The organism is Cellulomonas oligotrophica, from assembly GCF_013409875.1.
Lineage (GTDB): Bacteria > Actinomycetota > Actinomycetes > Actinomycetales > Cellulomonadaceae > Cellulomonas > Cellulomonas oligotrophica.
Genome location: NZ_JACCBK010000001.1, coordinates 3,192,680 through 3,205,164, shown reverse-complemented (window position 1 = coordinate 3,205,164; position 12,485 = coordinate 3,192,680). Strand labels below are relative to the sequence as shown.

Genomic DNA, 12,485 nt, shown 5'->3' with positions numbered 1-12,485 from the left:
CGCGCCGTCAGCAGCCGTTCTCGCTGTACCGGCACAGCCGCAGCCACGCCTGCTGCGCCACGTTGGTCACGAGCCGGCGCGCCTCGCCCACCGGCGTGCGGTGCCCCGTCGTCGCCACGACCGTCACGGCCGCGCCCCGGCGGCTGAGCACCGTGTACGTGCCGAGCGCCTCGTCACCGGGCTCCGCCGCGGTCACGAACCCGTGGCCCTGCGCCCCCACGGCCACGTCCTCCAGCGCCGACTCCGCCGGGGCGTCGCCGCTCCCCGCGCAGTCCTCGAGCGCGGCGACGAGCTCGGCGACCACGTCGACCGCCGTCTCCGGGTCGGGCAGCACCACGACCTGCTGCACACCCTGCTCGGTGCCGTCGTCGCCGTCGCCGTAGACCTGCGCGCCCGTCGCGGTGAGCGAGGCCGGCAGCGCCAGCGCCCCGCACGCCGGGGGCAGCTGCCACGTGGTCACCTCCAGCGGGGCGACGCCGGCCGCCGCACCCGTGAACATCCCGTCGGTCAGCAGCACGTCCGCCGTGAGGTCCGTCGGCACGCCCGGCTCGACCAGGCCCGTGCCGGCCGCCGACGCGGACGACGTGGGCACGACCGCCTCGACCGCACCGGAGTCGCCACCCGTGCACCCGGCGAGCAGCACCAGCGGCACCACCAGCGCCGCCGCGACGGGCAGCGGGCGGCGCCGCGCGGCGGGGCCGGACGTCGTCGGCGCCGGTGCCGGACGGACGTGACGGGACGTGCGGGACGTGCGGACCATGGGGTCTCCTCCGGGGTCGGGACGCGGCATCACGGCCGACCGCCGTCGTGCACCTCGCACTCCGCGGACCCCCCTCGGACACCGCACCTGGTCCGTATTGTCCCGCTTCGCGCGGGTGCGACGCACCGCCCGACCGTGGGACGCGCCCGCCCGACCCGCGCCCGCGGCCCCGCACCAGGCACGACGCGAGCCGCACGACGGCGTCAGGCCGCGAGCCGCGCGACGGCGTCAGGCCGTGCGGCGGCCCGCCCGCGCGACCCGCACGGCGGCCGCCCCTCCCAGGGTGAGGAGCAGCCCCAGGGCCAGGAGGGCGAGCACGTCGGCCCCGGTGTCCGGCAGCCGGCCGGGTCCAGCGGAGGAGCCGCCCGGACGGACCCCGCCGGTGCCGGCCCCACCCGGCGCGACCGGGTCGGGGCCGCTCGGGTCCGTCGGGTCGGGGTCCGTCGGGTCGGGGTCGGTGGGCGCCGCGGCGACGTCCACGGTGGACGTCAGGGTCACGGTCCCGCCCGCGGTGGTCACCTGCAGCCGCACGACGAGGCCGTCGTCGGCGCGCGTCGGGGTGAACGTGGCCGCGTGCACGGTCCGCACGGGCACGGCCGCAGCGGCCACGCCCAGCACGTCGGCGCCCGGGGTGGCGGTCAGCGTCCAGCCGAGCGGGGTGGGGCCCCACGTCGTGCCGTCGTCGCGCGAGACCGACCACGCCACGGTCGCGTCGGCGGCGAGGACCTCCCACGCGACGGTCACGGGCAGGCCGGCCCGCGCGTCGACGACCGGCGGGGCGGGGTCCACGGCCACGGGCAGGTCGGCGACCCGCACGGTCGCGGTGCCCGAGGTGACGGAGACGGGTCCGCCGACGAGCGTGGCCGTGGCGACGGCCCGCACGAGCAGCCCGTCGTCGTCGGCCGAGGGCGTCAGGGTGAGCGTCGTCCCGGAGCCGGCCGGGTCCCACGTGACGCCGTCGGCCGAGGTCTGCCAGGTGACGTCGGGCACGGGCCGGCCCGTGGTGGTGACGGTCAGCTCGACGGTGCCGCCGGGCGCCGTGGCGACGTCGGCCGGGTCGGACACGGTCGGCGGCACGAGCACCGTGAGCGTCGCCGGCGCGCTGGTCGCGGTGCCGTGCTCGTTGGTCGCCACGGCGCGGTACCGCACGCCGTGCAGCTGGTCCGTGCCGGTGACGGTCAGGCTCGTCCCCGTCGCCCCGGCGACGTCGGCCCACGAGCCGCCGGCGTCGTGCTGCCAGCGCAGCGCGGGCGCCGGCGTCCCGGTGACCGTCACGCCGAACGTCGCGTCGACACCGGCGTCGACGGTCGCGCCCTGCGGGTCGGCGGTCACGGCGGGCACGGCGTCGAGGGTCACGACGGCCGCCGCGGTCGTGACCTCGCCCGTCGCGCCGGCGTGCACGGCACGCACGCGCAGGTCGTCGTCGTCCGGGCCCAGGGTCCGCACGTAGGAGGTCCCGGTCGCGCCCGGCACGGACGTCCACGTGGTGCCGTCCGGCGACGTCTCCCAGCGGACCGCCGGCACGGGGTTCCCCACCGACGACGTCGTGAACGTGACGTCGTCGCCCGCGAGGCCGCGGACGTCGTCGGGGTCGGTGACGGACGACGGGCCGTGGTGCACCGTCAGCGTCGCGGGTGCGCTCGTCGCGGTGCCCACGACGTTCGTGGCCACGACCCGCACCTGCACGCCGTCGTCACCGGGCGCCACGCCCGCCAGGGTGAGGCTCGCGCCCGTCTCCCCCGTGCTGACCCAGGCGCCCGTGGGTGTCGCGCGCCGCTGCCAGTCCAGCGTCGGCGCGGGGGCGCCGGAGACCGTCGCGGTGAACGTCGCGTCGTCACCGGCGTCCACGGTCGTGGCGGCGGGGTCGGTGCCGATCGTCGGCGGCGTCTGGAGCTGCACGGTCGCGCCGGCGGCGGCGCCGTCGACCGCGCCCGTCGCCGTCACGTCGGTGCCGGGCATGGTGAACGCCGCCGCCGCGGCACCGGTCGCGTCCAGCGTCCCGTCGGCCGCGGTCGTCGTGACGCCGCCCCACACGACCGGCGCGTCGACGAACGCGCCGAGCAGCGCCGCGGTCGGGGCCGCGCCGTCGGTCAGCGCGAGCGCCACCGTGACGTCGACGTCCGCCCCGGCCGGTGCGGACGTCGGGTCGGCGGTGGCGACGAGCGTGGCGGCGGGCAGGATCGTGGCCCCGCCGGACGCGTCGCAGCCGGTGCCCTCGGCCGGGTCGGTGCAGCCCCACCAGGTGCGCAGCGCGGACGTCGCGCCCTGCACGCCGTCGCGGGTGCCGTTGGCGAGGTTGCCCGCGACCCGGGAGTCGGCCACGGTCCCGGCCGCCAGCCACAGCGCGGCGGACGAGCCCGCGGGCCCGGTGACGACGTTGTCGAGCACGGCGGTGCCGGTGATCGTGGCCGTGCCGGCGGCGACGCGCAGCGCGGCACCCTGCGCGGGCGCGCCGGACGTGGACGTCACGGTGTTGCCCACGAACCGGGAGCCGTCGACGGTGACGGTCGGCGTCCCCCACGACACGTCGACCGCCCCGCCGACGACCCCGGAGCCCCCGGTGGCCGCGCTGTCCTGCACCACCGAGTCGCGGACGGTCACGGTGTCCGTGCCGCCGTCGACGCCCGTGAACGCGATCGCCGCGCCACCGGCACCGTCGGAGGTGTTGCCGGTGAGCGTGCAGCGCTCCACGAGGAGCGCCCCGCCGGTCATCGAGACGGCGCCGCCCGCGTCCGTGGGCCCGCCGGTGGTGGCGTTGCCCTCGAGCACGCAGTCGCGCAGCGTGAGCGAGTCGGGGCTGCCGGCGTCGCCGCTGCCGGCGATCACGGCGCCGCCGCCGAGCTCGTCCGGCCCGGCGGCACCCCCGGTGAGGGTGAGCCCCTCCACCGTGACGTCGAGCCCGCCGGTCAGCGTCGGGTCGAGGTCGAGGACGCGTGACGCACCGCCCGCGTCGACGACCGCCCCGACGCCCTGCACGGTGAGGTCGAGAGGGGTCTGCGGGTCGACGGTCAGCGCCCCGGCGGTGAGCAGGTGCGTCCCCGCGGGGACGCGCACGAGCACCGGCCCGGGCGCGAGACCCTCGGCCTGGCACAGGGCCTCGCGCAGCGACGTGCCCGCGGCGCCGTCGTCGCACCCCGCCAGCGGGGCGTCGGTCGTGACGGTGACGTCGACGACCACGGGGTCGGCGGCGCGGGCGGCACCCACGAGTGGCGCGGCCACCATTCCTGACGCGAATCCGACAAATGCGGCGACGAGTGCGGCGGAATGCCGCAGAACGGACTGCGGGACCGGTGGCACGAACGACACAGTAGGAGTTTCACCCGCTCGTGAGGACATTCGTCCCGGGTGAATCCTCGTAGGCTCGCCCCGCTCACGAGCCCTTTTCCGACCTGCCACGAGAGGCGGTTCCCGGTGCCCCACCGCCCGAGCGTCGTCGCACCCCGCACGGTCTCGCGACGCACGGTGCTGACCGCCGGCGCCGGTGCTGCGGGTGCCGTCGCGCTGGCCGCCGCCGTCGGGGTGCCGTCGCTCGTGCGCCGGTCGCTGCCGCTGACCGTCGGCGCGCTCGCCCCGCTGGTCGGCACGACGTTCGTCGAGGACGAGACGGGGCGACGCCTCGAGCTCGCGGCGGTCGACGCCGCCGACGACGCCCGGTTCAGGCTGCGGTTCACCGCCGACGGCACGGACGACCTGCCGTCGGCGACCCGCACCCTGCACCACGCCGACGGAGACCTGCTGGTCCACCTGGGACCGGTCGGGCACGAGGGGCGCACGCTCGAGGCCGTCGTGGACCGGTCCGTGTGACCGCGCGACGCGCCCGCACCTGCCACGGAGGTCCCGCATGACGCCGTACCTCGGCGAGATCCGCATGTTCGCAGGCACGTTCGTCCCGCTGGGCTGGGTCCCGTGCGACGGGCGCCTGCTGCCCATCAGCGAGCACGACGCGCTGTTCACGCTCATCGGCACGACGTTCGGCGGGGACGGGCAGGAGAGCTTCGCGGTCCCCGACCTGCGCGGGCGCACGCCCGTCGGCGCCGGCACCTCCACCAGCAGCGGCCAGGCGTACGTCCTGGGCCAGACCGGCGGGCAGGAGGAGGTCACGCTCACGGTGCAGCAGATGCCCTCCCACCGGCACACCGCGCTCGGGTCCGTCGCGGCCGCGACCACCGGCGACCCCGCGGACGGCACGTGGGCCGCGGCCGACGGCACCCCCTTCGGCGACGGCACCGGCGACGCGTCCTTGGCACCCGGGGCGCTCGCACAGGCGGGCGGCTCGCAGCCCCACGAGAACCGCTCCCCGGTGCTCGCGGTGCAGATGATGATCTCGTTGTCCGGGGTCTACCCGGCCCCGGCCTGAGGAGTCCCGTTGGAACCGCTGCTCGCCGAGATCCGCCTCTTCCCGTTGTCGTTCGTGCCCCAGGGCTGGCTGGCCTGCCAGGGGCAGCTCCTGCCGATCCAGCAGAACCAGGCGCTGTTCGCGCTGCTCGGGACGACCTACGGGGGCAACGGGCAGACGGTCTTCGCCCTGCCCGACCTGCGCGGCCGCGTCCCGCTGCACGCGGGCGCGGGTCGTACGGCAGGCGCGCAGGGCGGCACGGAGTCGGTGCAGCTGACGGGCGGGCAGCTGCCGGCGCACACCCACGCACCCCGCGCGGCCGCCGCGGCGACGGCCACCGCCCCGGGAGGCGCCCTCTGGGCCGCGACCACGCAGCCGCACTACGGCCCGTCGTCGCAGGTCGCGCTCGCCGCGGACGCCGTCACGGCGGTCGGCGGCGGGCAGCCCCACGCGAACATGCCGCCGTACCTGACGATGACGTACGCGATCGCGACGCAGGGCGTCTTCCCCTCCCACGACGGTGGCGCCGGCGGTGAGCCGTTCGTCGGGGAGATCCGCATGTTCGCCGGGACGTTCGCCCCGGGCGGGTGGGCCTTCTGCAACGGCCAGCTCATGCCGCTGGCGCAGAACACCGCCCTGTTCTCGCTGCTCGGCACGAGCTTCGGCGGCAACGGCAGCTCGACGTTCGCGCTGCCGGACCTGCAGGGCGCCAGCCCCGTGGGCGTCGGGCAGGGCGCGGGGCTGTCGTCGTTCGAGGTCGGCGACCGGGCCGGTGCCGAGAGCGTCACGCTCACCGCCGATCAGCTGCCCGCGCACACGCACACGGCGCAGGCGACGGGCTCGGCCGGGACGGCGGGCAACCCGTCGGGCGCCCGGTGGGCGGTCTCCCGGCGCGGGCGCGCGACCGAGCGCCTGTACGGCACGACACCGGCGACGACGATGTCCGGCACCGCGGTGGCGCCTGCGGGCGACGGCGGCGCGCACCCCAACATGCCGCCGTACACGACGCTGAGCTTCATCATCGCCCTGCAGGGCACCTACCCCCAGCGGCCCTGACGCCGGGTGGCGCGCGTGCGGTGCCGCGCGGCAGGCTGGGACCTCGCGCACCAGGAGGTCCTGTGAGCACCACCGTACGGGCGGCCCTCGTCGGCGCCGTCGCCCTGTCCCTCCTGACGGGGTGCGGCGTCGACGTCGACCTCGGCGGGCCCGACGTGACCGGCACGGTCGAGCGCGACGGGCCGGTCGGCACGCTCGTGGACGCGTCGGACGACTACTACGAGGGCATGGACCTGCTGCTCGACGAGGCGGACCTCGTCGACGAGGACGGCGCGGCGCTGGCGCCGCAGGACGTCCTCGACGGCGCGCAGGTCGAGGTGTGGACGTCCGACGCCTGCGCCGAGTCGTCCCCCGTGCAGTGCGGGATCGAGCGCGTGCGCGTCGTCGGCGCGTCGGGCTGAGCGGCTCGCACCGGCCCCGGGCACGCACCTCGGCGTCGCACGGGCTGATGAGGGGTTGATGATGAAGCGATTTACATCGTTGACAACGCTTCTGACGTGCCATTACGCATGAGGCAGTGCTCCCCCACGAGCACCCCGTGCGCCGGACCGGCACAGCGCCGCGACGGCCGGTCGCACGGCCGCCCGAGGGTCGGCGCGCACCGCCGGGGCCCTCGACGCGGGCCCGCGCCCCGTCGCGCGGACGCTCGCACGGCTGAAGGGATCTCCCATGCAGACCCACCCCACGCCCGAGCCCGGGCGTCGACGGCGCCCCGGAGGGCTGCGTGCCGCCGTGGTCGCCGTCGCGCTCGCCGCCCTGGCCGTCACGGGCGCCGGCACGTCGCCCGCGGTCGCCGCGACGTACCCCGGGCCCGGTGCCGTCACCGGCAGCGTCAGCCCGGTGCACGACCCGACGATGGTCAAGCGGCCCGACGGCACGTACGTCGTCATCTCCACCGGGCAGAACCTCGACGTGCGCACGTCGACCGACCGCACGCGCTTCACGCACGTGGGCAAGGTGTTCCCGAACGGCGCGTCCTGGACGCTGCCGTACACCGACCCGTCGGACCCGACGGCGCTGTGGGCGCCCGACCTGTCGTACCGCAACGGCCAGTACTACCTGTACTACTCGGCGTCGTCGTTCGGCTCCAACCGGTCGGCGATCTTCCTCGCCACCAGCCCGACCGCGATGCCGGGCACGTGGACGCACCGCGGCAGGATCATCGAGACGACGACGTCCAGCACCTACAACGCCATCGACCCGAGCCTGACGGTCGACGCGTCCGGCGCCTGGTGGCTGTCGTTCGGCTCGTTCTGGTCCGGCATCAAGATGATCCGGCTCAACTCCGAGACCGGCCTGCGCTCCACGACCCAGACGACCGTGCACTCCCTCGCCAGCCGCCCCACGGCGGGCGGTTCGGTCGAGGCGCCGACGATCTTCCGGCGCGGCGGCTACTACTACCTGTTCGTCTCGTTCGACCTGTGCTGCCGCGGCGCGGACAGCACGTACCGCACGATGGTCGGGCGCTCGACGTCCATCACCGGCCCGTACCGCGACCGCGCGGGCACCCTGATGACCGCCGGTGGCGGCACGGAGATCCTGGCGAGCCACGGCAGCGTCTACGGCCCCGGGCACCCGGGGGTCTTCACCGACGCGGACGCCGACGTCCTGACGTACCACTACTACACGTCGACGGGCACGCCGCGGCTCGGCCTGAACCTGCTGGGCTGGGACTCCAGCGCCTGGCCGTACGTGTACTGACCGGCGTGCGGCCGGCCCGTCCGCGGGCGGGCCGGCCGCACATCCTGCACGGCGCCGTCTCCGGGGAGAAGGCTCGGCCCCTAGCCTTCACGCAGCTCCCCCGAAGTTGAAGGCTCATGGTCTAGCCTTCAACTCAGGACGACGGAGGTGCAGGATGGGCGACGCCCCGCGCGACGAGGACGGGACCGCCTGGCCGGCCGTCACCACCGAGGAGCACGCGTGGACGGCGACGAACCCGCACCTCGACCCGTTCCAGCGGCGCCGTGTGTCGCGCCCGTACCGCGCCGCCGTCGTCCCGCTCGTCGCCGACGCCGTCCCCCGCGTCGACCCGGCCGTCCTGCAGATCGCCGAGGAGGCCTCGCTGGACGTCGCACGCTTCGACGTCGAGATGGCGTCGCTCCCCGTCCCGATGCCGACGGTGCTGCTCCGGACGGAGTCCGCCTCGAGCTCGCAGATCGAGCACCTCACCACCAACGCCCGCAACCTCGCACTCGCGTCCCTCGGTGCACCGTCGCGGCAGAACGCCGACCTCGTCGCGGCCAACGTCCGAGCCATGTCGAGCGCGCTGGCCGCAGGAGACGACCTGACCGCCGCCGGCATCCTCGACGTGCACCGAGCCCTCCTCGCCGGGTCGGCCCCCGACGTCGCCGGTCGGTGGCGGACCGAACAGGTGTGGATCGGAGCGTCCTCGCTGAGCCCGCACGGCGCCGACTTCGTCCCGCCGCACCACGCCCGGGTGCCGGCTGCCGTCGAGGACCTGGTCACCTTCGCCGCCCGGGAGGATCTGCCGGTGCTCGTCCACGCAGCCCTCGTGCACGCGCACCTCGAGACCATCCATCCCTTCGTCGACGGCAACGGGCGGACGGGTCGCGTGCTGCTGCACACGGTCCTGCGGCGCCGCGGGCTGGCGCTGCACACCACCGTCCCCGTGTCTGCCGGTCTCCTGCGCGACCCCGAGGCCTACTTCCGGGCGCTGCAGGCCAGCCGTGCCGGCGACCCCGACCCGATCGTCGAGCAGGTCGCTCGGGCGGCGACCGCGGCCACGACCAACGGGCGCGCCCTTGCGGCGGACGTCACGCGCGCACGCGACGCGTGGCGCGAACGGATCACGGCCCGGTCGGACTCGACGGCCTGGCGCCTCGCCGACCACCTGTTCGCCCAGCCCGTCGTCACCGCCGAGCACGTCGCGGCACAGCTCGGCGTCTCCGACCGGGGAGCGCGCAACGCGATCGAGGTGCTCGAGGACGCCGGGGTGCTGCGGGCACCGTCCGCAGGCCACCGGGCCCGGACCTGGCAGGCGGACGACGTGCTCGACGCCATGGACGCCTTCGCCGCCCGTGCCGGGCGGCGACGCTGAGGGCGTCACCCCCGGGACGTCACGCCCTCAGCACCTTGGCCATCGGGCGGCCCTTGGCCAGCTCGTCGACGAGCTTGTCGAGGTAGCGGATCTTCTGCATCAGGGGGTCCTCGACGTCCTCGACCCGCACCCCGCAGACCACCCCGGTGATCCGGTCGACCGCCGGGTTGAGCCGCGCGGCCGCGAAGAAGTCCGCGAACGTGGTGCCCGCCGCGAGGTGCTCCGCCAGCTCGGCGTCGTCGAAGCCCGTCAGCCACCGCAGGACCTCGTCGACCTCGGCCCTGGTGCGCCCCTTGCGCTCCGCCTTCGTCACGTACAGCGGGTACACGGAGCTGACCGGCGTCCCGAAGATCCTGTGCACCTTCCCGAGGGTAGCCACGGCCACCGACGCAAGACCACGGCGCCCCGGCACACAGGCCGGGCAGAGGGCACGCCGTGCCCAGGAGGAGGCACCGTGGCACCGACCGGCACGACGTACCGCCCGGGCGTGGTCCTGCTCGTGGTGCTCGCCCTCCTGGCCGGCTGCGCCTCCTCCCCCGGTGCCGCTGCCGGGGACCTGCCCACCTCGCAGGGCGGCGCGCCCGACCTGACCGGCACGGTCGACCGGGCGACCGACCCCGACGACGCCCTGCTCGCCGACGCCTCCGACGACGGCCACGACGGCATGTCCCTGCACCTCGACGACACGGCGCTGGTCGACGCCGACGGGCACCCCGTCGATCCCGCGGCCGTGCCCGACGGGGCCACTGTCGAGGTGTGGATCGACGAGTGCGCGGAGTCCCTCCCCCCGCTGTGCACCGTCGACGTGGTCCGCGTGACGTCCGCCCTGGCCCCCTGACCGGCCCGCGTTCGCACGCACAGGTCCGGCACAGCCGGCACCGGGCCGGCGTCCGGGTGGTGCGCGCACGATGGTGCGCCCCTCGACGCCCCGGAGCCCGCCGTGCCATCTCGCACCCCCCGCGCGACCACCGCGCTCGTCCTTGCCGTCGCCCTGACCCTCGCGGGGTGCGCACCCTCCGACGGGTCGTCGGCGACGCAGGCCACGACCGACGGGTTCTTCGACACCTCGCGCGTCCACGAGATCGACCTCGTCCTCACCGACGACGCGCTGGACGAGGCCCTCGACGGATACCTCACGGACGGCGAGAAGGTCTGGGTGCACGGTGACGTGACCATCGACGGGACGACGTTCGAGGACGTCGGCCTGCGCCTCAAGGGCAACTCGACGCTGCGCGAGGTCACGGCGGACACCCCGGCGCAGGACCTGCCGTGGCTCGTCCGCCTCGACAAGTGGGTCGAGGGCCAGGAGCTCGACGGCGTCACGCGCCTGGCGGTGCGGTCCAGCACCACGCAGACCTCGATCAACGAGCTCGTCGCGATGACGCTGCTCGCCGAGGCCGACCTGGAGACGTCCCGCGTCGCGGCCACCCGCGTGAGCGCGAACGGCGGCGACGCGTCGTTGCACGCCGTCGTCGAGGTCATGGACGAGCAGTGGGCCGAGGCCACGTTCGACGGCGAGACCATCCTCTACAAGTCCGACGCCGACGGGGACTGGTCGAACCGCGGCACCGACCCGACCGCCTACACCGAGGCGTTCGACGTCGAGGCCGGCGAGGAGGACTGGCAGCCCGTCGCCGACCTCATGGTCTTCCTCGACGAGGCCACCGACGCCGAGCTGGAGGCCGAGCTGGACGAGCACGTCGACGTCGAGCAGCTCGCCCGGTACCTGGCGCTGGAGGACCTCATGGACAACTTCGACGACATCGACGGGCCCGGCAACAACTCCTACCTGGCCTACGACGTCGCGACCGGGGTGTTCACGGTCGTCGCGTGGGACCACAACCTGACGTTCGGGGTGCAGAACGGCGGGCCGGGCGGCGGGGGCGGCGGGGCGCCGGAGGGGATGCAGCCGCCGACCGACGGCGAGCGCCCCGAGGGGTTCCCCACCGACATGCCCACGGACCTGCCCGAGGGCTTCCCCACCGACATGCCGACCGACCTGCCCGACGGTGCCGGACGCCCGGGTGACCGTGGCGCGGGCGGCGACGCCGCGGGCGGCGGCCCGGGGGGCGGGTTCGGCGGGGCGTCGAACCCCCTCGCCGAGCGGTTCCACTCCATCGCGTCGTTCGAGGCGCTGTACGACCAGGCCACCGAGGACCTGCGAGCCGACCTGTTCACATCGGGCACCCTCGAGGACGTCGTCGACGCCTGGACGACGACCCTGGGCGAGGGCGCCGCCGACCTGGTCGACGCCGACGCCCTCACCGAGGAGGCTGCGCAGGTCGCCGCCTACGCCGACGTCACGAACGGCTGACGGGTGTCCCGGGCCGCGCGGGCCCGGGCCACCCGCAGGGCTGCCGTCAGCAGCCCTCGGCGTCGTACCGGCAGAGCAGCTCCCAGGCCTGCTGCGCCAGCGCGGTCACGTCCGTGCGGGCCACCGCGACCGACGGCTCGCCGCTCAGCGTGCCGACGAGGGTGACGGCGTTCCCGCGTCGCGTCACGACCATGTACGTGCCGATGTCGTCGTCGCGGACCTCGCCGGTGCGGTAGTACGACCACGCCAGACCGGTGCCCTGCGCCCCGACCGCGACGTCCTCCACCGCGTAGGCCCCGGGGTTCTCCGTCGGCGGCGCGCACCGCGCGAACGCCGCGGCGACCTCGTCGGCCACCGCGGTCGCCGCCGCGGCGTCGGCCGTGACGACCACCTGGTGCAGGCCGACCACGGACTCCTGCCGCCCGTCGCCGTACCGGAGCCCGTCGCTCGCCGTCGCCGACGCCGGCAGCGGGACCTCCCCGCAGTCCTGCGGCAGCACCCACGACGTCGCGCTCGCCGGCTCGGTGCCGGGGTTGGCGTACTCGAACGAGCCGTCGGGCAGCAGCACGTCCGCGGTGACGTCCGTCGGCACCTGCGGGGTCGGCGACTCCTCGGGAGTCTCCTCCGGCGTGGGCTCCGGCGTCCCGCTCGCCGAGGACGTCGCCGACGACGTCACCGCCGTCCCGTCACCGCCCGGGGTCCCGGTGCCGCACCCCGCGACCGCACCCGTCAGCACCACGACCGCGAGCGCGACGCCCCCCTGGACCCTGCGCGCGCCACCCGTCCGTGCCCGTGCCCGACCTGCCCCTGCCATGACGTCTCCCCTGCTCATCGTCGTGCCGGGACGCGCTCGTGCCGGCACGACGACGCTATCGCCCCGGGCAACCACCGGTCGCGCGGCACGCGGCGCGACGTCGCACGGTCGACGTCCAGGGCACGACCCGCTGCTCGGCGTGCGTCT

The 12,485-nt window shown here is 75.8% G+C and carries 12 protein-coding genes; 8 read left to right on the top strand and 4 right to left on the bottom strand.

Annotated elements, in window-relative coordinates; genetic code table 11:
• Positions 1-7: 7 nt before the first annotated feature.
• On the bottom strand, positions 8-760 hold the full coding sequence (locus tag BKA21_RS14705) for a sensor domain-containing protein (protein ID WP_170209059.1): 753 nt from the start codon (positions 758-760) through the stop codon (positions 8-10).
• A 228-nt stretch (positions 761-988) separates the two neighbouring features.
• A complete protein-coding gene (locus BKA21_RS20015; protein ID WP_179625388.1) occupies positions 989-3,979 on the bottom strand; it encodes a beta strand repeat-containing protein in 2,991 nt (996 codons plus the stop codon).
• A gap of 192 nt (positions 3,980-4,171) precedes the next feature.
• Here BKA21_RS20015 and BKA21_RS14695 point away from each other — a divergent pair, with 192 nt between their 5' ends.
• From BKA21_RS14695 to BKA21_RS14665, 6 genes are all read left to right on the top strand, one after another.
• Positions 4,172-4,564, top strand: coding sequence for a DUF6916 family protein (locus BKA21_RS14695; protein ID WP_140459724.1), 393 nt, complete (start codon positions 4,172-4,174; stop codon positions 4,562-4,564).
• A gap of 37 nt (positions 4,565-4,601) precedes the next feature.
• The gene (locus BKA21_RS14690; protein WP_140459723.1) at positions 4,602-5,117 is read left to right on the top strand and encodes a phage tail protein; all 516 of its coding nucleotides are present in this window, start codon (positions 4,602-4,604) and stop codon (positions 5,115-5,117) included.
• 9 nt (positions 5,118-5,126) lie between these two features.
• Positions 5,127-6,152 (top strand): phage tail protein, encoded by a 1,026-nt coding sequence (locus BKA21_RS19690; protein WP_239073042.1) that lies wholly within the window; start codon positions 5,127-5,129, stop codon positions 6,150-6,152.
• 62 nt (positions 6,153-6,214) lie between these two features.
• Positions 6,215-6,553, top strand: coding sequence for a hypothetical protein (locus BKA21_RS14675; protein ID WP_140459722.1), 339 nt, complete (start codon positions 6,215-6,217; stop codon positions 6,551-6,553).
• A gap of 268 nt (positions 6,554-6,821) precedes the next feature.
• Entirely contained in the window at positions 6,822-7,853 is a 1,032-nt protein-coding gene (locus BKA21_RS14670; protein WP_140459721.1) for an arabinan endo-1,5-alpha-L-arabinosidase, read from the top strand.
• A 154-nt stretch (positions 7,854-8,007) separates the two neighbouring features.
• The gene (locus BKA21_RS14665; protein ID WP_140459720.1) at positions 8,008-9,210 is read left to right on the top strand and encodes a Fic family protein; all 1,203 of its coding nucleotides are present in this window, start codon (positions 8,008-8,010) and stop codon (positions 9,208-9,210) included.
• Between the two features lie 19 nt (positions 9,211-9,229).
• Here BKA21_RS14665 and BKA21_RS19685 read toward each other — a convergent pair whose 3' ends face one another.
• On the bottom strand, positions 9,230-9,571 hold the full coding sequence (locus tag BKA21_RS19685; protein WP_140459719.1) for a DUF2200 domain-containing protein: 342 nt from the start codon (positions 9,569-9,571) through the stop codon (positions 9,230-9,232).
• A 93-nt stretch (positions 9,572-9,664) separates the two neighbouring features.
• On the opposite strand from BKA21_RS19685, the gene BKA21_RS14655 reads away from it, so the two are divergent.
• On the top strand, positions 9,665-10,048 hold the full coding sequence (locus BKA21_RS14655; RefSeq protein WP_140459718.1) for a hypothetical protein: 384 nt from the start codon (positions 9,665-9,667) through the stop codon (positions 10,046-10,048).
• Positions 10,049-10,150: 102 nt separating this feature from the next.
• Positions 10,151-11,524, top strand: coding sequence for a CotH kinase family protein (locus BKA21_RS14650; RefSeq protein WP_140459717.1), 1,374 nt, complete (start codon positions 10,151-10,153; stop codon positions 11,522-11,524).
• A gap of 46 nt (positions 11,525-11,570) precedes the next feature.
• Here BKA21_RS14650 and BKA21_RS14645 read toward each other — a convergent pair whose 3' ends face one another.
• Complete coding sequence (locus tag BKA21_RS14645) at positions 11,571-12,338, bottom strand: hypothetical protein (RefSeq protein ID WP_140459716.1); 768 nt, start codon at positions 12,336-12,338, stop codon at positions 11,571-11,573.
• Positions 12,339-12,485: the final 147 nt, after the last annotated feature.

Coding starts and splice junctions, on each gene's coding strand:
- BKA21_RS14705 (WP_170209059.1), bottom strand. CDS start 760: ATGGTCCGCACGTCCCGCACGTCCCGTCACGTCCGTCCGGCACCGGCG.
- BKA21_RS14690 (WP_140459723.1), top strand. CDS start 4,602: ATGACGCCGTACCTCGGCGAGATCCGCATGTTCGCAGGCACGTTCGTC.
- BKA21_RS14670 (WP_140459721.1), top strand. CDS start 6,822: ATGCAGACCCACCCCACGCCCGAGCCCGGGCGTCGACGGCGCCCCGGA.
- BKA21_RS14665 (WP_140459720.1), top strand. CDS start 8,008: ATGGGCGACGCCCCGCGCGACGAGGACGGGACCGCCTGGCCGGCCGTC.
- BKA21_RS14645 (WP_140459716.1), bottom strand. CDS start 12,338: ATGGCAGGGGCAGGTCGGGCACGGGCACGGACGGGTGGCGCGCGCAGG.